Source organism: Ruminococcus sp. AF17-12 (genome assembly GCF_003479245.1).
GTDB lineage: Bacteria > Bacillota > Clostridia > Lachnospirales > Lachnospiraceae > Blautia_A > Blautia_A fusiformis.
Genome location: NZ_QUGY01000010.1, coordinates 114160 through 140639, shown reverse-complemented (window position 1 = coordinate 140639; position 26480 = coordinate 114160). Strand labels below are relative to the sequence as shown.

The 26480-nt window shown below is 45.6% G+C and carries 21 protein-coding genes and 1 riboswitch; all 21 genes read right to left on the bottom strand.

All coding sequences use genetic code 11. From position 1 onward, the window contains the following. Positions 1-17: 17 nt before the first annotated feature. On the bottom strand, positions 18-1043 hold the full coding sequence (locus DWW77_RS12195) for a sulfate ABC transporter substrate-binding protein (protein WP_242872633.1): 1026 nt from the start codon (positions 1041-1043) through the stop codon (positions 18-20). 256 nt (positions 1044-1299) lie between these two features. Then, positions 1300-2376: a LacI family DNA-binding transcriptional regulator gene (locus DWW77_RS12190; protein WP_059086950.1), complete on the bottom strand. Its 1077-nt coding sequence runs from the start codon at positions 2374-2376 to the stop codon at positions 1300-1302. A gap of 644 nt (positions 2377-3020) precedes the next feature. After that, positions 3021-3827, bottom strand: a complete 807-nt coding sequence (locus DWW77_RS12185) for a HipA domain-containing protein (protein WP_118608778.1) — start codon at positions 3825-3827, stop codon at positions 3021-3023. Between the two features lie 2 nt (positions 3828-3829). Next, positions 3830-4372: a helix-turn-helix domain-containing protein gene (locus DWW77_RS12180; RefSeq protein WP_118608777.1), complete on the bottom strand. Its 543-nt coding sequence runs from the start codon at positions 4370-4372 to the stop codon at positions 3830-3832. 208 nt (positions 4373-4580) lie between these two features. After that, entirely contained in the window at positions 4581-5954 is a 1374-nt protein-coding gene (locus DWW77_RS12175) for a leucine-rich repeat protein (protein WP_118608776.1), read from the bottom strand. A gap of 20 nt (positions 5955-5974) precedes the next feature. Then, a complete protein-coding gene (locus DWW77_RS12170) occupies positions 5975-7297 on the bottom strand; it encodes an alpha-L-fucosidase (protein WP_118608775.1) in 1323 nt (440 codons plus the stop codon). Positions 7298-7364: 67 nt separating this feature from the next. Beyond that, positions 7365-8831 carry an alpha-L-fucosidase gene (locus DWW77_RS12165; RefSeq protein WP_118608774.1) on the bottom strand — a complete coding sequence of 489 codons (1467 nt, stop codon included), beginning with the start codon at positions 8829-8831 and terminating at the stop codon, positions 7365-7367. Between the two features lie 182 nt (positions 8832-9013). Continuing rightward, positions 9014-9727: a lysophospholipid acyltransferase family protein gene (locus DWW77_RS12160; RefSeq protein ID WP_118608773.1), complete on the bottom strand. Its 714-nt coding sequence runs from the start codon at positions 9725-9727 to the stop codon at positions 9014-9016. Between the two features lie 23 nt (positions 9728-9750). Further along, positions 9751-10380, bottom strand: coding sequence for a hypothetical protein (locus DWW77_RS12155; protein WP_021651690.1), 630 nt, complete (start codon positions 10378-10380; stop codon positions 9751-9753). Positions 10381-10395: 15 nt separating this feature from the next. Beyond that, entirely contained in the window at positions 10396-12948 is a 2553-nt protein-coding gene (gyrA, locus tag DWW77_RS12150; protein ID WP_118608772.1) for a DNA gyrase subunit A, read from the bottom strand. 14 nt (positions 12949-12962) lie between these two features. Continuing rightward, positions 12963-14888 (bottom strand): DNA topoisomerase (ATP-hydrolyzing) subunit B, encoded by a 1926-nt coding sequence (gene gyrB, locus DWW77_RS12145; protein ID WP_015526581.1) that lies wholly within the window; start codon positions 14886-14888, stop codon positions 12963-12965. 484 nt (positions 14889-15372) lie between these two features. After that, entirely contained in the window at positions 15373-16236 is an 864-nt protein-coding gene (rsmI, locus tag DWW77_RS12140; protein ID WP_092072414.1) for a 16S rRNA (cytidine(1402)-2'-O)-methyltransferase, read from the bottom strand. Positions 16237-17209: 973 nt separating this feature from the next. Beyond that, positions 17210-17950 (bottom strand): tRNA1(Val) (adenine(37)-N6)-methyltransferase, encoded by a 741-nt coding sequence (locus DWW77_RS12135; protein WP_059086497.1) that lies wholly within the window; start codon positions 17948-17950, stop codon positions 17210-17212. Further along, positions 17940-18833, bottom strand: coding sequence for a PSP1 domain-containing protein (locus DWW77_RS12130; RefSeq protein ID WP_021651243.1), 894 nt, complete (start codon positions 18831-18833; stop codon positions 17940-17942). Before DWW77_RS12130 ends, DWW77_RS12135 begins: the two co-directional genes overlap by 11 nt. 1 nt (position 18834) lies before the next feature. Continuing rightward, the gene (gene holB, locus DWW77_RS12125) at positions 18835-19824 is read right to left on the bottom strand and encodes a DNA polymerase III subunit delta' (protein WP_015526578.1); all 990 of its coding nucleotides are present in this window, start codon (positions 19822-19824) and stop codon (positions 18835-18837) included. 101 nt (positions 19825-19925) lie between these two features. Next, on the bottom strand, positions 19926-20513 hold the full coding sequence (locus DWW77_RS12120) for a nucleoside/nucleotide kinase family protein (RefSeq protein ID WP_021651241.1): 588 nt from the start codon (positions 20511-20513) through the stop codon (positions 19926-19928). Between the two features lie 76 nt (positions 20514-20589). Beyond that, positions 20590-22029, bottom strand: a complete 1440-nt coding sequence (locus DWW77_RS12115; RefSeq protein WP_118368786.1) for an aminotransferase class I/II-fold pyridoxal phosphate-dependent enzyme — start codon at positions 22027-22029, stop codon at positions 20590-20592. A 66-nt stretch (positions 22030-22095) separates the two neighbouring features. Further along, positions 22096-22689: a Uma2 family endonuclease gene (locus DWW77_RS12110; RefSeq protein WP_330607447.1), complete on the bottom strand. Its 594-nt coding sequence runs from the start codon at positions 22687-22689 to the stop codon at positions 22096-22098. A 43-nt stretch (positions 22690-22732) separates the two neighbouring features. Continuing rightward, positions 22733-23422, bottom strand: coding sequence for a response regulator transcription factor (locus DWW77_RS12105; protein WP_015526575.1), 690 nt, complete (start codon positions 23420-23422; stop codon positions 22733-22735). Beyond that, positions 23415-24572 (bottom strand): sensor histidine kinase, encoded by a 1158-nt coding sequence (locus tag DWW77_RS12100; RefSeq protein ID WP_059086499.1) that lies wholly within the window; start codon positions 24570-24572, stop codon positions 23415-23417. Before DWW77_RS12100 ends, DWW77_RS12105 begins: the two co-directional genes overlap by 8 nt. A 474-nt stretch (positions 24573-25046) precedes the next feature. After that, a complete protein-coding gene (metK, locus tag DWW77_RS12095; RefSeq protein WP_015526574.1) occupies positions 25047-26234 on the bottom strand; it encodes a methionine adenosyltransferase in 1188 nt (395 codons plus the stop codon). A gap of 86 nt (positions 26235-26320) precedes the next feature. Continuing rightward, a riboswitch (SAM riboswitch) is annotated at positions 26321-26422 on the bottom strand. Between the last annotated feature and the right edge of the window lie 58 nt (positions 26423-26480).

The window sequence follows — 26480 nt, the reverse complement described above, 5'->3', positions numbered from 1 at the left end:
CAAAATCTCAGGCTCTTCTACTCTTCATAGATCTCATCAAACACTCCGCCGTCTGCGAAATGCTTTTTCTGAACTGCATCCCAGCCGCCGAAATCTTTGATCGTTGTCAGCTTCACCTTCAGGTTAAAAGTATCTGCATGCTTTTTCAGGATCGTCTGATCAACCGGCCTATAGTAATTCTCCGCGATCAGCTCCTGAGCTTCATCGGAATACAGATATTTCAGATATGCTTTCGCAGCTTCTGCATTATCATGCTTTTTCACATTTTCATCTACAACAGCAACGGATGGCTGTGCCAGGATACTGATGCCCGGCGTTACGATCTCGTAATCATCCGGATTATCCCTTACAGAAAGAAACGCTTCATTTTCCCAGGCGATCAGCACATCCCCCTGCCCGTTTTCCACGAAAGAGGTTGTGGCACCTCTTGCTCCGGAATCCAGAACCAGGACATTTTTGTAAAGCTTCTTGATAAAGGCTTTCATCTCTGTCTCGTTGCCGTTATATTTCTCATTGGCATAAGCCCAGGCTGCCATGTAATTCCAGCGGGCACCACCAGAGGTTTTCGGATTGGGAGTGATCACCCCCACACCATCCTTTGTCAGATCATCCCAGTCGTGGATATTCTTCGGATTTCCCTTCCGAACAAGAAATACAATGGTGGAAGTATAAGGAGCACTGTCATCCGGATATTCATCGATCCAGCCCTTGTCGATCAGACCGGCATTCCGGATCGCATCAATATCATATTCCAGTGCAAGTGTCGCCACATCCGCAGGAAGTCCATTGGAAATCTCAAGGGCTTGCTTTCCGGAACCGCCATGAGACTGGATCACATCCACACTCTGACCTGTTTCCTCTTTCCAATATTTTGAAAAAATCTTATTATATGCTTCATAAAATTCTCTGGTCGGATCATAGGACACATTGATGATCTCCACATGATTTTTATCTTTTGTATTGTTTCCCGATACTGCAAAAGTTCCTGCCAGTACCACTGCTGCCAGTGTGATACAGACACCTGCAATGCGTTTTCTTTTCATGATCTGTGTACTCCTTTACAACCACATTTTTATTTGGAAATCTTTTTCCCACCAATGTAACTGCTTCATTTCGCTGTCAAATCATACCTGTTCTTTCCGTTTACTGTGGTTCTGTAATTTTTTTATTTGAATTGAATACATTAAACCATATTATTCCCATTAATCAAATAGGAATATCTGAAAACGTTTTCACGAAATACTCTGGTCATAGCGCATCCGCATCCTGTCTGTCACTATATCTGCGCATCCGCAATCCTCAGATACAATAATCGCTCCACATACTGTCCTCCACACTGCTGCAGCTGTTCCGTATCATCAGTCTGCCTTCCAGCTCCATTCGCACAATACCGGAATGCCCGCCCTTCAGCCGGTCCAGCAGCAGGTATAATGCAAATTTTCCCATATCCTCCTTGGGCAGGCTCACCGTTGTCAGCATCGGTCTGGTAAACTGTGCCTCCTGTATATCATCGCTGGATATGATCGAAGGCATATAATACCGGTTCCGAAATTTATTCAGGCACTTCAGCATTCCGATCGCCGAAATATCATTGGCACAGTAGATTCCGGTTGGCATGTCGTCCGACTGAAAGAACTTTTCCATGGCCTCGTAGCCCTCGGCCTCAGTCTGCTTTGTTTCGATAACATACTCCGGTATCACATCCAGATCATGCTTCTTCAGTGTTTCCAGATACCCGTTATACCGGTCCTCGCTGTGGCACTGGCCAATATATCCGATATTTTTGTGCCCCAGGGAGATCAGATATTCCACTGCCGCTGCTGCGATCTTTTTCCCATCGCAAAGGACCTCATCCACTTCATAATTGGTAGAATTCCGGTTCACCGATACCACACTCTTATACTTCTTATTCAGCTTCTTCAAAGCCTCTTTATTACATCTGCCGATGATGATCAGTCCGTCCCTTTTCCCTTCCACCTCATCATACATTCCGTCGATCAGCCGGTCCAGATTCTCCCTTCGGCACTTCCGGTCATCGGAAAACACAGACATATACCATACTTTGGAAAGAATGCAGTTTTTATCATGGATCTCACTTTCGATCACCCGAAGGAGCTCCGCAAAAAACGGATCCGTTGTGGAAGAATCGGTTCTTGTCATCAGGATATTGATGTACCAGGTTTTCTCCTGCTTTGCGGAAACGCCTTTTTTCAGATTCCGGGCCGCCTCGTTGGGCACATAATTCATCTCGATAGCTGTCTTCCATATCTTGTCCCTGAGTCCGGAAACAGAACATTTATAATTGGGATTATTCAAAACTCTGGAAACCGTCGCCGGTGAAACCCCTGCCTTTTCTGCGATCTTCTTGATGGACATGTACCCGTCCCCTCCCTCTGAAAAAAGTCTACCCGCTACCAGTCCTGTAAGCTACTCAACGTCATCTATGTAACTCAGCATCATCAGTGTAACAGAACTTTTTATCATTCCTTATTTCATAGTAATTAAATATGTTTTATATGATAATAGGAGTTTTGAAAAAAGTCAATCTTATTTTGTGAAAACGTGTTCTTTTTTTGCCTGCAATATATAAAAACAGACTGAGAACCTGATATATATTCTTATCAAGCTCCAGTCTGTTTTGCGTACTCAAACATATAAGATATAACTATGAGTAAATAACAAATGCTGATTACTAATATCCTTTGAATTATTTAACTGTTACCTTACAGGTCAGTTTTTTGGAACCACTCTGAACGGTAATGGTTGCAGTTCCTTTTTTGATGCCTTTTACAACACCTTTGGATGTGACCGTTCCCTCATTTTCCAATTCACATTTATACTAAAATTATAAATTTCCCATCACATTTAATCAAGCTTTGTTTAGAATATTTTTGTCATATTTTGTCTGTTTACAGACATTTTTTAACATTTTTTCTACTATAAAAAACCGGCAGCTCCACATGTGAAAACTTTTGTACCTGCTTTATTACCAAAATACCAAAAATACGACGTGCAGTTATTCAAAATAAATATCTGTACTTTCTTCTCCTGTTCATAATAATCTCAAATACTCTTTCTTTATATTCCTGCGAATAATAACTTTCCATATCCAATATTTCTTTTACATCTTTTTCATTAAATTTCAGCCTTATCTGCTGACCATACAATTCTTCTGCAATCTCGATCTGCTCATCAAAATCTTCACACAGAGTTTTTGATCGTGCCTCCTCCATCAGATTATTTATGTTTTCTTCCATCGGATAATCCATCTGTATATCTGATAGCAGTCCTGCACCATTATCAAATATTGGACATAAATGATATTTTTCTTCTGCATCCATTAAGACTCCAATATTATGCATATGCCGATCTTCATTCATAAAAAATGTATCAATTGCCAGGATCTTACTCATATACTTTCCAAAATCGCTAATTCCCGTAATGCGTTCCGTCTGATCTACTATAAATTCCAGTCTTTCCGAATGTTCTGGAATCGTGAATAATTTTTTATAAAGACTTTCATTATAAAATCCATAAAAAAGTCTTTCTAATGTAATAAGCTGCCATCCCTCAGGCAAAAAATTTTCACTTTTACATCCCAGATATTTTCTTCTCTTATAACTAATCTCTTCTGTTTTATATAAAACATACTCTTCCTGTTTCAGTGAAGATTTTTCCAACAAACGTGAAACAACATATTCCACCAATCCCTCATATCCCATATAATCAGCTTTATACCATACATTGTTCCTGCACCATTTCAATTGGTTTCCTTTTGACGATTGTCTGTCATTTGTTTTGATATCCTGTTCAAAAAGCTGTACCATTTTTACCTCTCAATCCTGATCCAGAAATCATCCTCTGCCATTCTTCCTTCGGTCTTTTCTATGATCATAAACGGATCATAAAATGGCAGATTCAAATCTTCTAATACCAATTTTATTTTGTCTCGTTGTCTCGGGAAACAACGAGATTCCAGAAATTCCTCGTATTCTTCAAAGGTTGGTTTTTCATTTCGGCCAAATGCTTTTTTAATAAAATTGTTTGTATAATTATATATTTTTACTTTTCTGCCTCTCTCATCCACATCAATAATCGTACATATTTCACTCTTAAACATGTACCATAAGCGTATCGGATATTCTTTTTCCGGCACGCGGAGGTTTTCCTCTATCTGAGGATACTCGTTTAAAATATGAACTAATGTCGTAACCGGTCCTGTAATATCCCGATTTTCACTTTCCCATCTTTCTATTGTTTTCTGAGATACATTTACTAACTTTGCAAAATCTTTTTGTGTAAGCTTCAATTTCTTCCTTAAAATTCGTATATCTTCTGCCCGTATCGAATGTCTCACAGCATATCCTGTCATTTTAGATTCCCCCTTTTTTATTAATATACCCTTATTTTAAGGGTATAACAAGCTATTTTATTCCTTATTTTAAGGGTTTTCTATATTTATAAAAACCCGGCAGCTGCACATGTGATAACTCTCCATGTTTCATCTGCCGGGCTTCTGTTTTTATTTTCTTTTGTATTCTTTCACTGTTATGGCTATTTTACGTACGCCTGCTTCATCGTTACTTCACCGTTATCTTACAGTTTAGTTTTTTCGCTCCGCTCTGCACGGTGATCACAGCCGTCCCTTTTCGGATTCCCTTTACAACACCTTTGGAATTTACCGTAGCGATCCTGCGATCCGAGGAACGGAAAAGAATCTTTTCGTCGCTGTAATACGGCACGGTCACTGCCTGGATCGTGTATGTTTTTCCACGAAGTATGGTTTTTGTTTTGGGCACGCCGGTCATCTTTGCAGTCCTTACTGCGGCAATATTGTTCAAAAAACGGAACCCATTTTTCTTTGCGTAAGTCTGAGCAGTAGAACCCTTTTTTCCGGCAATGACAAAAGTTTTATTTTTTCCACTATTGAAATTATAGCCGATCGCTTCTTTTTCTATCACTGTTTTACTGTTGAGGATCGTAATCTTTTTCATTGCCAGGCAATCATAAAAAGCATGGCTTCTGATCTTTTTCACACTGGCAGGTACTGTAATATTCCCCAGTTTTCGACAATTACTGAATACACCGTTCCCGATCTCTGTAAGCTTCTTCGGCAACGACACCTTTCTGAGATCTGGACAAAAAGAAAACGCACCTTCCCCAATAACCGTAACACTGTCCGGAAAGCTTACTCCTGTCAAACCGCAATGCCGAAAGGCCGCTCTTTCTATCCTGGAAACGCCCTGTCCAAGCGTAACCTTTTTCAGCTTCATATCCGCCTCAAATAACGATTCCGGTAATATTTTCACACTTCCCGGAATGATGACAGATTCCAGACTGTTACAGTAACTGAAAGCATATTCATCAATTTTTGTTACAGTTTTCGGTACATCTAGGCTCATAAGCTTACTCTGGTAAAAAGCATATGCACCAATGCTTTTCAGTCCATCAGGAAGCTTGATCCTGGTGATCGCAGTATCTCCAAATGCTCTTACTCCAATACTCCGCAGAGTTCCCGGCAACGAAATCCTCTTCATATTTCTGCAGTCTGAAAAGGTTCTGTCACCGATTCCCGTGATCCCAGATGCAACGGTTACTGTTTTTATCATTGCTGATCTGTATGAAAAATCATCGGTAACCTTAACCTCCCCTTTTCCCTGTATCTGCAGGTTTCCATTGGAGTACAATCGGTAAACAGCTTTGCTTCCACAGGAGCCCTTCGCAACAAGCTTTGCAGTGCTCTGCACACCTGCTGCCGATGCTTCCTGCGCATATTCAGCCGCATAACCAGTCTGTGCATGTACAGCCACAGAAGATACACAGGACCCTGTCAGGATCATTGACGTTGATAACAGTATTGCGATTTTTTTCCCAAACATAAAAGCTCCCTCCCTGAGAATCGATCGGATATCCACGATCTTCTCCCATGCAGCAACAAAAGGACCGACATACATCCGGTCCTCCTGTTCATCATTTAGAATCTGTTGGTTAATCCAACCACATACATATCTTCTTTATATTCCGGGATCTTCACAAGAAGTCCTTCTGCAGTATCTTCAGTTTCTACCTTCACTGCCGGATCAAATGGTCTCAGCTGTCCGTGATAGCCCTTGATCAGGAATTCATTGGCACCTTCCTTCAGATGATCTGCAAACACATTCAGATTTCCGTCTTTCTGTGTATAATGGAGCTCGATTCCACTCTCAAGCAGCTCAGATTCACGGTCACTGCAGCGTGTTCCGTAAATACCGTCATGGTTTACCTTCAGCCATGCACCCAGGATCTTCAGTCTTCTTACCTGCTCCTCCGGGATAGTTCCGTCTGCCTTCGGGCCGATGTTCAGGAGAAGATTTCCGTTATTTGCCACTGTTCCGACAAGAAGTGAGATCAGATCCGGAACAGAGATCAGCTTGTCATCGCCTTCGTTGGCATTATAACCGAAGGATAAGCCCATTCCACGGCACATCTCCCATTTCTCATTTCTGTTTACAGAACCGGCTTTATATTCCTTAGTAAGGAAATCATGATAACGTCCGTTGAAACGGTCATTTACCACACCCTCCGGAACCTTATTGTAATAATGTGCAAAGAAATACGGCATCATCTCTTCACTCTGTGTCGGCCATCCGATATCATTCCAGAACACACTCGGTGCATAATCATCTACAAGCTCTTTCATCTGATTATAGGAATAATCTGCATATGCAAATGTCGGACTGGCTGTTCCAAACAGATCATCATCCTCAAAAATAGGATCGTTTGCATACTGCCAGTCGATCAGTCCGGAATAATACAGGCCCATGCGGATTCCTGCGTCACGGACAGCTTCTGTCAGCTCACCGGTGATATTTCTCTTCGGTCCCATTTCTACGGAATTGAAATGTGTATATTTACTTGGGAACAGGCAGAATCCGTCATGATGCTTGGTTGTCAGAACAACATACTCCGCACCTGCTTCTTTGAAGATCTCTGCCCACTGCTTCGGATCCCAGTTTTCAGCTTTCCACATAGGAATAAAATCTTCGTATTTGAAATCTTTTCCGTATTTTTCTATATGATGCTTATATGTAGGACCTTTTCCAATGTTCAGAGAATTGTAATACCATTCTGCATACGGATTATCCGCAAACCATTCCTTGGAATCAACCTCTCCCAGCTCCCATGTATGCGGTGCAAATGCCGGCACGGAATAAATTCCCCAATGGATAAAAATTCCAAATTTACAATCCTCATACCATTTTGGAACTGTGTGTGCATTTACAGAGTTCCAGTTTCCTGTGAATCTTACATCTCCCATAATTAAAATACCTTATCCTTTCTGTCCTTTCAAAAAGACATTATAATTTACTCGCTTCCCCCAACAGCTATTCTACTGTGATCTTCAATACCACCGGCATATCTCCCGCCTCAATAACCCCTCTTCCGCAGGAAATATCCAGTTCTTTATTTCTCGCAAATGCCGGATGCAGATCTGTTCCGAGGATCTCAATATCCCGGATCGTGGATTTCAAAAGCTTCATATCATTGCCAAGAGCTTTGATATGGATCTCTCCATCCTCCGGCCAGTGCAGAACAGTCGCATAAATATGATTGCTCTTACTTGTAAAACGGATATCCTCAGAAGTAAAGTGCTTATCATAGGTATCCGTGAAATGTCCCTCCGGAACCACCGTCGGTCCCTCTCCGAATATCTTCCAGTATCTGGTTCCGTATATCGCCTCTCCGTTTACCTTCAGCCATTTTCCCATTTCTCTCAGGATATGTGCATCCTCTTCCGGAATTGTTCCATCCGGCTTCGGTCCGATATTAAGAAGAAGTGCACCATTTTTGCTGACTACATCGATCAGATCCAGCACTACATCGGAAGGCTTCTTATAATCATTTCCAATGGTATAGCCCCAGGAGTTCTTAGCTACAGACGTATCATTCTGCCACAGATCCGGCGTGATATGGTCTAACTGACCTCTTTCCAGATCATTGACTGCGCTGCCATAAACATATGCGTCAAATTTGGCATCAATAGCTGTTTCTTTTCCCCACTGTGCAGAACGGTTGTAATAATATGCTGCAAATTTACGAAGATACGGTTTCCATGCATACTGCTGGATCCACCAGTCAAAATACACGATGGATGGCTGATATTTATCCACGATCTCGCAGGTGCGGACAAGCCAGTCCTGCATATGCTCCTCTGTCGGAGGATTGTCATAAATATCACTCATATCTCTGGTGATTCCTGCTGCCGGCCCATAAAGATCCGCATATTCCGGATCATTGACATCAGCCTCCGGGATCTGACGACCTCCATTAAAGAACCAGTAATGCTCTGCTCTGTGAGAAGAAGCACCGAGAACCATTCCCTCTTTCTCAACCTCTATCTTCAGATCTCCGAGAATATCTCTTTTCGGTCCCATCTCAGCAGCGTTCCAGCGACAAAGGTCACTGGCATACATCTGAAATCCATCGTGATGCTCCGCTACCGGAACTACGAATTTCGCCCCCGCCTCTTTAAATAAGGCTGCCCATTCCTTCGGATCAAACTTCTCAGCCTTAAACTGAGGAATAAAATCCTTATAGCCGAATTTATCCAGAGTTCCGTATTTCTCTGTATGATGCAGGTTCTCCTTAGAGCCTTTCACATACATATTTCTGGGATACCATTCGTTTCCGAAAGCCGGAACACTGTAAACACCCCAGTGGATAAAAATTCCGAATTTATCTCTTGCATACCACTTCGGCGTAGGATGCTCACAGAGAGAATCCCAGGTATCCGTGTATGGTCCCTGTGCGATCACCTCATCGATCAGAGAAAGGTATTCTTCTTTTTTCATCTGTTCGTCCTCTTTACATCTTTTATTTATATTGTATGGATGCCTCTATGTTATCATCAAACCTTTTGGTTGTATATGCCCAACAATTCACAAATAAAACGTTTCGTTTTTATATAAAACATACAACAAAAAAAAGACCTTGATGATGTTTTTATTCCAACTTCATCAAAGTCTTTTCTTTTTTACATAATATTCTCTTCGATCACCTTTTCGATCCGTCTCTTCACTTCTTCTGCGAGCTCTGTGGTATGCATATCTTTGTATTCCTCATAATACATCGGAGGAAGGATATGCACCTGTACGGTGATCCTCTCTGTAGAGCCGGTATCAAAAGCCTTAAAGGAATCGATCAGTGCAACCGGAACGATCGGGCATTTCGTCTTGGTGGCAGTCTTGAAGCTGCCGCCCTTGAACGGCCCCGGATGATTTCCGTTTTTACTTCTGGTTCCCTCCGGAAAGATCAGATAATTACGACCAGCCTTCACTTCCCGTATTACATTGACAATGACCTGCATGGACTGCTTCAGGTCTTCCCTGTCAATGATAAAGGCTTTCATACAGGCAAAAACCTGCTTCAGAAAAGGAATCTCTCCAACTTCCTTCTTGGCAACTACCGAAAAAGGAACCGGGCATGCCCGGATGATCGCCAGCACATCAAACAGTCCCTGGTGATTCGGAAAAAACATAAATCCCTTTTCTTTTGGGATATTTTCAGCTCCATGCACATCAATATGGATATTTCCGCCTTCAATGGCATGCTCATCTATCAGTCTCAGGAATGCGTATTTCTTCTCTTCCGGATAATCATCTGTATGCGCTGCATACCAGCAAAGCTTGATCCACCAGTAAGGAACAAAGACTATATTTCTGAGCACCATCAGCAAAATCCGCTTCATTCTTACATCCTCCCGCCTCTGCTTTATCCGTTCAGTTTCCCTGCGATCTTATCCTCGTATCCCGGATTCTTTTTCAGAAAAACCTCATAAGCCTTTGTATAATCTGTATAGGTTTTCGTAGTCATAAATTTCTGATAATCCTTGGCAGCCTGCTGGCTGATCTTATCTGAAATCTCAGAAGGCGCATACAGATAATACTTTTTGTCCTGGACCTTTACAAGATAGGTACTGATACATGGATATTCCTGCTCGTTCTCCAGAACAAGATTATAGCGGATATAAACATAAGAATAATTTTTGTTTTCAGAAATGGAGCCACAGCTGTCGATATTTACATCCTTTACTCCATGGGCCTGAAAATATTTTATCGTGGAGGAAATCTCTGTTTTCGCCTCATCCGATAACTTATCCGCACTGTAACAGCTCTGCATCTTTTTATTCTTGCCTGCTGCTGCCGCTTTGATGTAGCCTTCCACAACCCCCTCCGGAGTTCTGTGGCTGATCTTTCCGCAACCTCTGGCCGCCAGAACGATCACCAGCAGGATCAAAATGATCCCCGCCAGTGTCGCAATATGGACAAAATTCAGTTTTTTATTAGAGTATTTCAGCTTCTTTACTGATTTTTTTCTGCGTTTTTTCTTTGTCGTCGTCATGACTTATCCTCGACCTTATTCCTCTTCGCTGCCTGTGACAGCTTCCTCTGCAGAGCCTTCTTCGTTATTGCCGGTTTCTCCGTCAGCTTTTTCGGTAGTTGTATCTGCTTCCGGATCTTTATCTCTTACCTTGGCGATACTTGCAACGGTTACACCCTCTGTAAGATTGATCATCTTCACACCGGAGGTGATCCTTCCAAGAACAGAGATATCCGCACACTGCAGACGGATAATGATACCCTCTGTAGTGATCATCATGATCTCGTTCTCTTCGTTGACAGCCTTGGCGCCAACAACATTTCCGGTCTTCTCGGTGATCTTGTAGCACTTCACACCCTTACCGCCACGGTTCTGGACAACGAACTCACTCATAGCTGTACGTTTGCCCATTCCGTTCTCGGAAACTACAAGCAGATAATCTCCCTGAGTGTTCAGCTGCATGGCAACAACTTCATCACCGTCAGTAAGATTCATACCTCTTACTCCCATGGACGCACGGCCTGTGCTGCGGACATCCGTTTCCTTAAAGCGGATACACTGTCCGTCCCTGGTCACAAGAATAATATCTTTATTATTATCAGTAGCCTTAACCTCGATCAGCTCGTCATCATCACGAAGAACGATTGCTGTAAGACCTGTCTTACGGACATTCTCGTAATCCTTGATCGGAGTTTTCTTCACAAGGCCTTTCTTGGTGGCCATCATCAGATAATGACCCTCTTCATATTTACGAAGCGGGATCACAGCTGTGATCTTTTCTCCCGGTGCAAGCTGCAAAAGATTGATGATCGCAGTTCCTCTAGCTGTACGACCGGCCTCCGGGATCTCATATGCCTTCAGTCTGTATACACGTCCTGTATTAGTAAAGAACATGAGATAATGGTGCGTCGTCGTCATCAGAAGCTCTTCGATATAGTCATCCTCAATCGTCTGCATACCCTTGATTCCTCTGCCACCACGGTTCTGGCTGCGGAAGTTGTCAACGGTCATACGCTTGATATAACCAAGCTTTGTCATTGCGATCACTGTATTTTCTCTCGGGATCAGATCCTCTGTAGAGATATCATATACATCGTATCCGATGGAAGTCTTTCTGTCATCGCCGTATTTCTCTGCAATGGCAAGGATCTCCTCACGGATCACCCGGAGAAGGAGCTTGCGGTCAGCAAGGATTGCCTGGAACTTGCGGATTTTCTCCATAAGCTCTGCATACTCAGCCTCCAGCTTCTCTCTTTCCAGACCTGTCAATGCACGGAGACGCATATCCACGATCGCCTGTGCCTGCACATCTGTCAGCTCAAAACGGTCGATCAGCTCCTGCTTGGCGATCTGTACGTTGCGGGAACCACGGATGATGCGGATCACTTCATCAATATTATCAAGTGCCTTCAGAAGACCTTCCAAAATATGGGCTCTCTCCTGTGCCTTATTAAGATCATACTGTGTTCTTCTGCGAACTACATTCTCCTGATGCTCCAGATAGTACTCCAGCATCTCTTTCAGGTTCAGAACCTTCGGTTCCATACTTCCATGATTTGGAACAAGAGAAAGCATGATCACACCAAAAGTATCCTGCAGCTGTGTATGCTTGTAAAGCAGATTCAGAATCACGTTGGCATTGGCATCCTTACGAAGATCAATACAGATTCGCATACCCTCACGGCTGGAATGGTCGTTCAGGTCTGTGATCCCGTCGATCTTTTTGTCACGGACAAGCTCTGCGATCTTCTCGATCAGACGTGCCTTGTTTACAAGGTACGGGAGCTCGGTAACCACGATACGAGATTTACCGTTTGGCAAAGTCTCGATATTCGTCACCGCACGGACACGGATCTTGCCACGTCCGGTACGGTAAGCTTCCTCGATTCCTCTCGTTCCGAGGATGGTCGCTCCTGTAGGGAAGTCCGGTCCCTTTACGATCTCAAGAAGCTCCTCCATAGCTGTTTCTCTGTCTTCTTCTACAATGTTGTCAATGATCTTAACAACTGCATTGATAGTTTCACGAAGGTTATGCGGCGGAATATTGGTTGCCATACCTACCGCAATACCTGTAGTACCGTTTACCAAAAGGTTCGGAAAACGTGCCGGAAGCACAACCGGCTCACGCTCTGTTTCATCAAAGTTCGGCTGAAAATCAACCGTATCCTTGTTGATGTCAGCAAGCATCTCCATGGATATCTTGCTGAGACGTGCCTCTGTATATCGCATGGCAGCCGCACCGTCACCATCCACGGAACCAAAGTTTCCATGTCCGTCAACCAGCGGATATCTTGTGGACCATTCCTGAGCCATATTGACCAGCGCACCATAGATGGAGCTGTCACCGTGCGGATGATATTTACCCATGGTATCACCGACAATACGCGCACATTTTCTGTGTGGCTTGTCAGGACCATTATTCAGCTCGATCATAGAGTACAGAACTCGGCGCTGTACCGGCTTCAGACCGTCTCTTACATCAGGCAAAGCTCGTGAGGCGATAACACTCATGGCATAGTCGATGTAAGATTCCTTCATCGTTTTTTCCAGATCCACTTCGTGGACTTTGTCAAAAATATTATCTTCCATTCTTCTTTATTCTCCTAGATATCAAGATTCTTAACGAATCTTGCATTTTCTTCGATAAATTCACGTCTTGGCTCTACCTTGTCTCCCATAAGAGTGGTAAATGTCAGATCGATCTCAGATGTGGCAGCTTCGTCCATGGTCACACGGAGAAGGATTCTCTTCTCAGGGTCCATAGTAGTCTCCCAGAGCTGCTCGGCATCCATCTCACCCAGACCTTTATAACGCTGGATCTTATTGTTTCCGTCACGTCCGATCTCGGTAAGGATATTGTTCAGCTCATCATCGTCATATGCATACCATACCTTTTTGTTCTTCTCCACTTTATAGAGAGGAGGCTGCGCCAGGTATACATATCCCTGCTTGATCAGCTCCGGCATGAAACGATACAGGAAGGTCAGAAGCAGTGTTGCGATATGTGCACCGTCAACATCGGCATCGGTCATAATGATGATCTTGTGATAACGAAGCTTGGAAATATCAAAATCCTCATGGATTCCGGTTCCGAAGGCAGTGATCATTGCCTTGATCTCTTTGTTTCCGTAAATCTTATCCAGACGTGCCTTCTCAACATTCAGGATCTTACCACGCAGCGGAAGGATCGCCTGTGTGGCACGGTTTCTCGCTGTCTTGGCAGAACCGCCCGCGGAATCTCCCTCTACGATATAGATCTCACAGTTCTCCGGATTCTTGTCAGAACAGTCTGCAAGCTTTCCCGGAAGCGACATGCTGTCCAGTGCGGATTTTCTTCTTGTAAGGTCACGTGCCTTTCTGGCTGCCTCTCTGGCTCTCTGTGCAAGAACAGATTTCTCAACGGTAGCCTTGGCAACTGCAGGATTCTGCTCCAGGAAAATCTCCAGCTGTTTACTTACGACACTGTCTACCGCACCTCTTGCCTCACTGTTTCCAAGCTTCTGCTTGGTCTGACCCTCAAACTGCGGATTCTCGATCTTAACACTGACGATCGCAGTCAGGCCCTCACGGATATCATCACCGCTTAAGTTCGGCTCACTGTCCTTGAGAAGCTTGTTCTTACGTGCATAATCATTAAATGTATTGGTGATTGCATTACGGAAACCGGTAATGTGTGTACCGCCCTCCGGTGTATTGATATTGTTTACAAAGCCATAGGTGTTCTCTGTATAGGAGTCATTATGCTGCAGCGCAACCTCTACAGACACGCCGTCCTTCTCACCCTCACAGTAAATGATCTCCGGGTAAAGAGCCTCCTTGCTTCTGTTCAGGTAGCTTACAAACTCACGGATACCACCCTCATAGTGGAATACCTTCTCGCGCTCCTGTCCCTCTCTCTTATCCTCCAGAACGATACGAAGACCCTTAGTCAGGAAAGCCATCTCACGAAGTCTCTGTTTCAGTATATCATAATCATAAACAGTCTCCTCAAAGATCTCCTTGTCCGGAAGGAAATAAACCTTCGTTCCTGAAAGCCCCGGATCACAGTCACCTACCACCTTCAGCGGGTACATAGTCTTGCCACGCTCATATCTCTGTTTGTATTCCTTACCCTCTCGGTAGATGGTAACCTCCAGCCATTCGGAAAGTGCATTTACAACAGATGCACCAACACCGTGAAGACCACCGGAAACCTTATATCCTCCACCGCCGAACTTACCGCCTGCGTGAAGAATGGTAAATACAACCTCAACTGCCGGAATACCTGCCTTATGATTGATGCCAACCGGAATACCACGACCATTATCTGTAACTGTAATGGAATTATCCGGATTGATATCTACATGGATCTCCGTACAAAAACCAGCCAGTGCTTCATCGACTGCGTTATCCACGATCTCATATACGAGATGATGAAGTCCACGGCTGGAGGTACTTCCGATATACATTCCAGGCCTCTTACGTACGGCTTCCAGTCCTTCCAGGATCTGGATCTGATCCGCGCCGTATTCTGTATTCTCTGCGCCCATGTCATTCCTCCTGTTCTTGTCGTCCGGACGTGTTTGAAAATTCATTTCTGCAGAACCATAGCAGCTTCAGAAATCATTACATCAAATCCTGAACAAGATAAACTGATCTTTTAATTTCAGGAAATACTGTATTTTCATTTTGCAGAAAGCAATTCTCAAACCCGCTCCGGAAGTGTCATTTATACCTGTAAAATAAATATTTTTTACATACGAATACAGAGTTTATTATAGCACAAAAAAGCCTGTATTTCCACGCAAAATCATAGGAAATACAGGCAAAAAAGTATCTTATTAAATGCAATCTCAAAATACAGCACAATATGGTCTATACTGCAAGCAAATCATTTCGACAAAATCCGCACAGTACTTTTTATTACCACAAAAAAAAGCCACATACGTTCCCAAAAATCCTTGGTCACAGTATGCAGCTTATTCAATCATCCACGATCACGTTACCTACGATCCGTACCACAATTACACCTGATCATTCAGCAGAATCTTCTCCATCCAGAAGCGCCTTATAAATATCCCGCTTGGAAACACCACGATCCTTGGCAGCAAGCTTCATGGCATCCTTCCTGGAATTCCCCTGCTGCTCATACATCGCCACATGCTCCGCAATGGAAATCTCCTCCCAGGAAGCACGCTTCTCCGCCTCCATCTCACTGCGGCTCCTGCCCTCGATCACAAGAACACACTCACCCAGCGGCTTCTCATCTTTATAAAAATCCATCAGATCATCGATCGTAGTCCGGAATGCCGTCTCATGCTTCTTGGTCAGCTCTCTGCAAAGAGTCATCCGGCGGTTGCCAAGCGCCTCTCTGAGCTCACCAAGAGTCCGTACAAGCCTGTGAGGTGCCTCATACAGGATAATAGTCCTGGTTTCACAGGAAAGCTCCTCCAGGATCGTTTTTCGTTCTTTCTTATCCGCCGGAAGAAAAGCCTCGAAAGCAAAACGCCTGGTATGCAGGCCTGACAAAGTCAGAGCAGTGATACAGGCAGCAGGACCCGGAAGTGAAGTCACTTCAATTCCGGCTTCATAACACATGGCGGCAAGCTCCTCCCCGGGGTCTGAGATACCCGGAGTACCTGCATCTGTGATCAACGCAATGTTTGTACCCGCCAGCAGCTTTTCCACGAGGACATGGCCCTTATCGATCTTATTGTATTCGTGGTAGCTGGTCATGGGGGTTTTTATATCAAAATGATTCAGAAGTTTTATGCTGTTGCGGGTATCCTCCGCAGCGATTAAGTCCACTTCCCGAAGGGTTCTTAGTACTCGAAGGGTGATGTCTTCGAGGTTTCCTATGGGGGTGGCGCATAAGTATAGTTTTCCGTTTTGTTTCATATTTTCCTCTTTTCTCGCTTGACCGCGGGGAGTTTTTTCCACTTGGCCGTGGGGGAGTTGTTTCGCTTGACCGCGGGGGATATTCCGCTTGACCGTGGGGGTTATTCCGCTTGACCGCGGGGGGTTGTTTAAGTTTGGGAACTTTGAAAACCGCAAAGGGGCCGCAAAGCCGCGCCCCCTCTGCACACCCCTTGGGCTTTTTTTAAGTAGTGCAAGGGATTCGTTGTTCTTATTTGTTGACTTGTGTCTGTATGCTTCGGTATTCAGCGCACTACGCTGTGCCGATGTTGTTTTATTTCTTCACTTTCTCTGTGATTCACTTCTGGCAAGGTGTCTGTATTCTTCGATACTCAGCGCACTACGCTGTGCCGATGTTGTTTTATTTCTTCTGTTTCTCTGTGGTTCGCTTCTGGCAAAGTACCTGTATTCTTCAATACTCAGCGCGCTACGCTGTGCCGATGTTGTTTTATTTCTTCACTTTCTCAGTGATTCACTTCTGGCAAGGTGTCTGTATTCTTCGATACTCAGCGCACTACGCTGTGCCGATGTTGTTTTATTTCTTCACTTTCTCAGTGATTCACTTCTGGCAAGGTGTCTGTATGCTTCGATACTCAGCGCACTATGCGTTGCGATCTCTCGCTTTGAATCTCAGGCGAGGGGAGGCAGGCTGCTGGTGGTGACGTTAGCGGAGCCCCCGTCAGCGAGGTGAGGATAGCTGCTGCCACCGAGCGCACTGTTTGAGCGAAGCGAGTTTGCGCGAATGGCAGCAAACCGGCGCCGCAGCCGAGCAGGGGGCGCAGCGTGTCACCACCAGCAGCCTGCCTCCCCTCGCCGTCCCTTCACCAACCGAAGTACCACAGCCACCACTACCTCCCAGCCATCCAGCGCAGCGCCGATGGCCCAAAACCTCCCGAGCAGCCACCCCAATCTCTCACAACCGGGGCAGCCACCCTAAGCCACAACATCACAACATTCACACCATCCGATACAACTCCAAAACATCCTCCGTATAAACCCCAGGCCGCTCATAAACCACCAGCGGCCGCTCAACCCGGATCCTGGAATTCCCGCCCTTACAAGCCTCGATCAACACCATATTCGGCTCCTTATCAATAAAAGGATACACCAGCTGCATCCTCTTAGGCTCCAGCTTATACTTCGTCAAAGTCGCCATCAGCTCCACCAGCCGAAACGGCCTGTGCACCAGAAAAAACCGCCCCCGGTCCTTCAGGACCCGGGCAGCCTGACAAGCCACATCATCAAACGAACACAAAATCTCATGCCTCGCGATCGCCTTCGGAAGATGCGGATTCGTCAACCCATGCTGCCCGATCATATACGGCGGATTACACGTCACCACATCAAAAGAAGCCGCCCCAAAAATCCCGGCAGCCTCCCTGATATCACCCTCAACGATCCGAACCCTGTCCTCAAGACCATTATACCTCACACTACGGTCAGCCATCTCCGCACACTCATGCTGGATCTCCAGCCCCGTGAAATGCTCCCCATCCGTACGATCAGAAAGCAAGATCGGAATGATCCCCGTACCGGTCCCCATATCCAGCGCAACCTCACCCCTCTTCACCCGGGCAAAACCAGACAACAGAACCGCATCCATCCCAAAGCAAAACTTCTTCGGATCCTGGATCACAAACAACCCATTCTGAAGATCATCCACACGCTCACCGCAATAAACCAGATCACTTCTCATTCGGCTTCGAATCTCCCTTTTTAACCTCTTTCTCCTCGTGGTCAGCAGAACCACCCTTACCCTTTTTTCTCTTAGGGCGGAACCTCAGATCACGGACCGGAAACTCCTGGATCTCCTTCTCGTCATTCACCTCAACCACGATCTTAACCATCTGCCTGAGAACATTCACACTCTGGACCGTACCCGAAACACCCTGCGGCGTCGTTACCATATCACCGATACCCGGAAGATTCCGGTTCAGCTCCTCATAAGTCTCCTGCTCATTCTTCAGACAGCACATCAGACGACCACAGACACCAGAAATCTTCGTCTGGTTCAGAGAAAGATTCTGCTCCTTCGCCATCTTGATGGAAACCGGCGCAAACTCCGAAAGATACGTATGACAGCAAAGCGTCCTTCCACAGATACCAATACCGCCAAGGATCTTCGTCTCATCACGGACACCGATCTGACGAAGCTCGATCCTGGTCTTAAACACAGACGCCAGATCCTTAACCAGCTGCCGGAAATCAATACGGCCATCCGCTGTAAAATAAAACAGCACCTTGTTATTATCAAAGGTATACTCCGCATCGATCAGCTTCATATCAAGCCCATGCTCACGGATCTTCTTCTTGCAGATCTTAAAAGCCTCTTTCTCCTTCTGGCGGTTCTCAGCCTCATGGTCCTCGTCCTCCTTCGTTGCAACACGGAGAACCTCCTTCAGCGGATGGACTACCTCGTCCTCCTTCACGCTGCGCGGCTCCAGGACAACACGGCCATACTCCACACCACGGGCAGTCTCCACGATCACATGATCGCCGACCTTCACCTTATAATTCTTAGGATTAAAATAATAAATCTTACCAACGTTACGAAATCTGACTCCAACTACCTTTTCCATTCTATTTCTCCCTAATTGTCAGGAACAGGAGCTCCAGGGCAAGTTCGAGATTAACATTGGCACGGAGACGCACCTTCGTCTTCTCCAGTGCCTCAAGGATTTTTTCGATATTCTCATAAGAACGCTCGCTGGCCTGCTCTCTGATAAAATTAATCTCCTGTTTAAAAACCAGGTTGTCAATTTCCCTTGTTGCCTTAAACATCAGAACATCGCGGAACCAGAACTGGAAAATATCCAGATAATCATTGATATTATTCTTATCAGCAGTCAAAGTCTTGATCGCCTCTGTCAGCTCATAAACCTCCATGGAATTGGCATATTTCAAAATCTTCAGGGCATTGGCAGTCATATCCGCAAACTCCTGAGAAGTCGCAGCCTCCTTCGCCTTGCCGATACTGCCCTGCGCATAAGACGCATCGATCTCAGCCTGATAATCCGGCACCTGAAGATGCTCCATCAGATATTCCTTCACAAGACTGTCATCCACCACCTTCAGATCCAGACGCACACATCTGGAACGGATCGTAGGAAGAAGACTGTCGATATTGCTTGTCAGCAGCATGATCACCGCATATTCCGGCGGTTCCTCGATAGTTTTCAAAATGGCATTCTGCGCCTGCACCGTCATCATCTCCGCATCCGGAATGATATAGATCTTATACGGACTGCAGTACGGCTTGATATCCACATCACGCACAACCTGGTCACGCACCTCGTCAATGCTGATGCTTCCAGGCTTCTCATGAGTTACTGTAATGATATCCGGATGATTCTTGCCGATCACCTTCTTACAGGAATCACAAGTCATACACGGTTCAGACTCTCCCGATTCGCACTGCAGCGCTGCCGCAAAAGTCCCCGCAAGAAGCTTCTTGCCGGATCCCGGTTCCCCTGTAAAAATATAAGAGTGGGATACCTTCCCTGTCTCTATCGCATTCTTCAAATGCCTGATTATATCGTCATGGCCGATGATGTCATGAAATCCTGCCATAAGAATCACCTCTTTCTGCCTTTTGTGCCCTCCGTTATACCCGGCGGACATCTTTCAACTAATTATAACATAATCTTCTGTATAAAAAAAACTATTTTTCCTTATTGTACAGATTTTATATAATTTACGATCTCCTTCACACATTCATCCAGATTATGATTCTCAAAACGCTTCCATATACCTGCTTTAAGAATATTTTCCTCGGAAAAATCATTCTGGTCTGCAAGAAAACGCCTGCACATCTCCTCGTACTTCGGCACCTCCTGGGTCTTCTCCCTGGCAAGCGCACGCTCCAGACGCTCTCCGTCTTCCACCTCTATATAAATAGGCCACATCACTTCATTGCCGTAATACTCCCGGAGCCTCACAAAAGACTCCAGTGTACCGATCCCCAGATAGCTGTCATTACCCACAGACACCTGCCCGTCATCCGCAGTAAAATATGTCCACGGCCCGTAAACTGTCTGATAAGTACGCGCCTCGATCAGCTTCCCGTTTCTTCGGAACTCCTTCAGTTTATTCTCATCTGCAAAAAAATATTCTCTTCCGTTCTCCTCTCCATCCCGGATCGGACGGGTAGTATAGATCACAAGCCGCTTAAGCCCCAGCTCCTGATTCCCCTCCAGCTGTCTGTAAATACTGTCCTTACCGGAAGAGCTTTTTCCCATAATGTAAAAAATCTTTCCCATATGTCTCCTCTGCTGCATATGCGTTACTATACACGCTCTGATCCGTAATACACAGATCCGTCTGCTGCCACGCACCTCACATCTCATTTCTCACAACACACACCGTCTCACTGGTCTGGTCACTCAGGCCCTGGACCTCAAAGCCCTGTTCCAGGTATCTTCTCACATTTTTTACGAAATGTCCAGAAATCTGTTCCCCCGGAACGATCAGCGGGATCCCCGGCGGATAAAGATACGCAAACTCCCCGGACGTCCGTCCGATACACTCATCCAGCGGACACCGCTCACTCTCCGCATCCATAGCCTGAGAGATCCGCATGATCTGCTTCATTTTTCCGTTTTTCAAAGGCTCCTTCTCCACAGCCGCTTCTCTGTATTTTAACGATTCACGGCGGTCGATCTCTTCAATAGCATCACAAAGCCGCTCAAAGCCCTCCGCAGTATCACCTACAGCCGCCAGCGCCAGCACATAATTCTCCGCCTCCATCTCCATTTCCAGATGAAACTCCCTCCGGAGAATCTGATGCAGCTCCCGGCCGTTCAGCGAACTGTTCACAGTAGAAAGCAATATCTTGGATCTGTCAAAATCAAAAACTCTCTGGCACTCACAGGCCTGCGGCGTCACCAGCCGGATATACTTACACTCAGAAAGACGCCTGCGTGCTTTTTCCAGATTCTCCGTAAACACACGGAACATCTCATCCCCCTCACGCTCCAGCTTATCCATGCACGCATCAATGCTGCTCATAAGAATATAAGAAGGACTGCTGCTCTGATAGATTCCCAGAAAACGCTTCAGTTTTTCCCGGCTCACACGATCACTGCACAGGTGGATCACCCCCGTCTGGGTCAGACAGGGCAGCGTCTTATGCACACTGTTGATCACCACATCCGCACCAAGCTGCGCCGCAGACACCGGAAAATAATCCGAAAACCGAAAATGCGCCCCGTGAGCCTCATCCACGATCAGCGGCACACCATAGCGATGCGCGATCTCCGCGATCCTCGCCACATCCGACACGATGCCGTCATAAGTCGGTGAAGTGATCAGCACCGCCTGGATCTCCGGATTTTCCGCCAGATACATTTCCACACGGCCGGGTGAAATCCCTCCGTTTATCCCCAATTTCGGATCTTCATGTGGATAAATATACGTGGCACTCAGCTCCCGCAGATAAATCGCATGGTAAACCGCCTTATGGCAGTTCCTTGCCACCAGGATCTGTCCCCCCTTATCCACAGCCGCAGACACCGCCGCCAGGATCGCCCCGGAGCTTCCATTAATACTGTAAAAACTCTCCGGCACACCATAAAGCCGTGCGACATCCTCCTGGGCCCTTTTCAAAATATCCTCAGCATGATGCAGGTTATCAAACCCGTCAATCTCCGTAATATCCCTCTCCACCGGAAAATCCCCCTCCACAGCCAGCGGATTCCTCTTATGCCCCGGCATATGAAACGGATAAAAATCACTCTTACCGTACGCTTCCAGTTTCTTGTATAATCTGTCTTCCATAATTCGTCCTTTTCATCCTAAAAACAAGGAGGGGCTATCACCAGACGATATTCCCCTCCATTTTTATCACATCTCAGCAAAATCGATCCTCAGCTCCTCATAGATCCCCACCTTGATCGAATCCTGAAATGTATACTGCTCCGTATCCTCATTTTCAAAATCATACACCATTACCAGCTTCTTCACAGGATCCACGATCCAGTACTCTCTCACACCGGCAGTCCTGTATTTAAACAGCTTGGTATAATAATCCATACGCCTGCTCGCCGGAGAAACGATCTCGATGATCCAGTCCGGAGCCCCCTTACATCCCCTGTCATCCAGCTTATCCGGATCACAGATAACAGAAACATCCGGTTCCACATAAGTATTCGTCTTCTCATCCAGATACACCGCAAACGGTGCGGCAAACACCTCACATTTCCCCTTGTTAGAATCTATATAGTTACCTATCTTTCTGGACAAGATACTTGAGATCCTCTGATGCATCGTATTCGGCGGCGCCATATAATAAATATGTCCATCGATCAGTTCCGCTCTTTCACCCTCCGGCAAAGCATAAATATCCTCTATCGTATAAATTCTTTCCCTCAACAGCGGCATATCTCCACTCCTCTCAAAAGCACCCGACAGATCATACACCATCATTCCGATCTGCACTCATACACCTGCAGTAGCTCCATCCGAAGCCTTCCCCACAGGCTCACACCTTAAACCGATACCCCACACCCCAGATCGTCTCAATATACTGAGGCTTGGCCGTATTAAACTCGATCTTTTCACGGATCTTCTTGATATGCACCGTAACCGTAGCGATATCACCCACAGACTCCATATCCCAGATCTCCCGGAAAAGCTCCTCCTTTGTAAAAACCCTGTTCGGATTCTCAGCCAGAAAAGTCAGAAGATCAAACTCCTTGGTAGTAAACGTCGTCTCCTCACCATTGACCCACACACGCCTGGCCGTCTTATCAATCTTAATACCACGGATCTCGATCACATCATTCTTATGCACATTGGAACCAACCAGCCGGTTATAACGCTCCATATGCGCCTTCACACGTGCAACCAGCTCACTTGGGCTGAACGGCTTGGTCATATAATCATCCGCACCAAGACCCAGTCCGCGGATCTTATCGATATCATCCTTCTTGGCAGAAACCATAATGATCGGCGTATTCTTCTCCTCACGGACCTGCCGGCAGATATCAAAGCCATCCACCTCCGGAAGCATCAGATCCAGGATGATCAGATCAAACTCCTCCTTCATAGCACGTACAAGCCCCGTATCACCACGGTTCTCGATCTCCACTTCAAAACCCGAAAGCTCCAGATAATCCTTCTCCAGATCCGCGATCGCTTCCTCATCCTCTATGATCAAAATCCTACTCATTCATCGGTACCTCCTGATATTTTCTGAGAACAAAATACATGATCGTTCCGATTCCCAGCCGGCTTGTGGCCCAGACCTTTCCACCATGATCCTCCATGATCTTCTTTACGATGGAAAGTCCGATACCGCTTCCTCCCTTGGAAGAATTTCTGGAAACATCGGTACGGTAAAAACGGTCAAAAATATACGGCAGATCCTTGGCGGCAATACCCTTGCCGTTATCCTCGATCTCCACCTGGATAAAATCACCCACATCCTTCACACGAAGCTGGATAATCCCCCTTGGCTTCTCCATATACTTAATGGCATTACTCACGATATTATGGATCACACGGCGGATCTGCTCACCATCCGCAATAACCTGCACACCCTTCTCCACATAATTGGCATACACAAGCTCGATCCCCCTGGTCTCCATCTCAAGCCCAAGCTCCTCCGCACAATCCGAAAAATAATCCTCCACATTCAGCTTGCTGAACGTATACGGAATACGGTTGGTATCGATCTTGGAATAAAAGGTCAGCTCATTGATCAGATGATCCATCTCATTGGTCTTATTATAAATGGTACGCACATACCGGTCCATCTTCTCCGGCGTATCCGCCACACCATCCATGATCCCCTCCACATAACCCTTCACCGCAGTGATCGGCGTCTTCAGATCATGGGAAATATTGCTGATCAGCTCCTTATTCTCCTTATCCATCAGGATCTTCTCTTCCGTGGACTCCTTCAGACGCTTACGCATCTCCTCAAAATCCTGGCAAAGCTGGGAAAATTCATCATTCCCCTCAACCTCCAGCACAAAATCCAGATTCCCCTCCTTGATGTTCTTGGTAGCCTTCTTAAGCTTCACCAGCGGAACCGCAATACTCCTGTAGATCCACAGCCCCACGGACAATGCGGTAAAAACAAGGATGATCGTTGCGGTCAGGATCATATCCTTGGCCATCAGCTTCACCTGGCTGCTGGAAGACTGCGGCAGCGAAATATCATAGACCATCTGGCTGGAATCCGAAGCCTGGCTGCTGCTCTCCTGCACATGCTTCGCCTGCGTCTGGCTGAACCCGTACAGACTTGCGGAAAAAAGAAGCAGCGGCAGCAGGATGATCGCAACGAAGCCCACAATAATACGTGTTTTTAACTTCATCTGTATCTCCGTCCTTTATAAATTCACACATTCACATACACGTATTATAACATAAACTATATTCCCTATCTCTAAATTTTCTATAAAAAACCCCATCTTCCAGCATCAGTATTATTCCATTTTGTTCTAAACTATGCTATCATATTTTTGTTGTCCACCCGATACCCGGCAACGGGAGGAGGTGAGTTCTTTTGGAAATTATTATCTCTTTTCTTGTTTCCTGCATGGCAAACATAACTGCCTATTACGTTTGCAAATGGCTAGACGGCAACAAGTAGGACAACGCTAACCTAGTGGTTTCTTGTCCACTATAAAAAATTAGAAGAAGCCCCCGGTATTGGCACTACCGGGGGCTTCACTCTTTGTTCTTTTGGAACTATTACTATCTCTTTTGCCTAATGGCATTATATCATATGCATTTCTTAAAATCAATATTCCTGCCAAAAGGATATATAAATATTTTTTTTGACTCTCTTACAGATACTTCTTCAGAGTCTCAACCTTGTCCAGATGCTCCCATGGAAGATCAACATCTGTACGGCCGAAATGACCATAAGCAGCAGTCTGCTTGTAGATCGGACGGCGAAGGTCAAGCATCTTGATGATACCAGCCGGACGAAGATCAAAATTCTCACGAACGATCTCAACAAGCTTAGTCTCAGAAAGCTTACCTGTTCCGAAGGTATTCACACTGACAGAAGTCGGATGCGCAACACCGATTGCATAGGAAAGCTGGATCTCACACTTGTCAGCAAGACCGGCTGCAACAATGTTCTTTGCAACATAACGTGCAGCATAAGCAGCAGAACGGTCAACCTTTGTGCAGTCCTTACCGGAGAAAGCACCGCCGCCGTGACGTCCTGTTCCGCCGTAGGTATCAACGATGATCTTACGACCTGTCAGACCACTGTCACCGTGAGGTCCGCCGATAACAAAACGACCTGTCGGATTGATGAAATACTTCGTATCCGCATCAACCATATCAGCCGGAATGATCGCATCAAAAACATACTTCTTAATATCCTCATGGATCTGCTCCTGAGTAACATCCGGATCATGCTGTGTAGAGCATACAACAGCATCGATTCTCTTCGGCTTGCCGGCCTCATCATACTCAACAGTAACCTGAGTCTTTCCATCTGGTCTTAAATATTTCAGAGTGCCGTCCTTACGAACCTTTGTCAGCTGCTGAGCAAGCTTGTGAGCCATGTTGATGGCATATGGCATATACTCCTCAGTCTCATTGGAAGCATAACCAAACTGAAGACCCTGGTCACCGGCACCGATGGAATCCAGCTCGTCCTCATTCATATCGTCCTCTTTCTGCTCAAGAGCCTTGTCAACACCCATAGCGATATCTGTGGACTGCTTGTCAAGTGATGTGATAACCGCACAGGTATCTGCATCAAAGCCATAATCCGCATTGTCATATCCGATCTCACGGATAGTATCGCGAACGATCTTCTGGATATCAACATTAGCCTTGGTTGTGATCTCGCCCATAACAAGTACAAGACCTGTTGTAGTAGCAGTCTCGCAGGCAACACGGCTCATCGGATCCTGTGCCATCATAGCATCAAGGATCGCATCGGAAATAGAGTCGCAGACCTTGTCAGGATGACCCTCAGTTACAGATTCAGATGTAAATAAAATTTTCTCCATGATCTTCTCCTTTTGTAATAAAACAATGGTTATATACATAAAAAACAGCCCGTACAATCCGGACTGTTTAAATTCTGTAAACAATCCTCTTATTGTTCGATTGCTCGCTCAGGTTGGCACCTTCCTGGGTTATCCGGGGTTGCCGTGGCTTCATAGATCCTTTGTATCTCCACCACTCTGAATAAAAGGCTATCTTTTATGAAATTTGCTGCAACACATACAATATACTTATCATACCAAAATGTC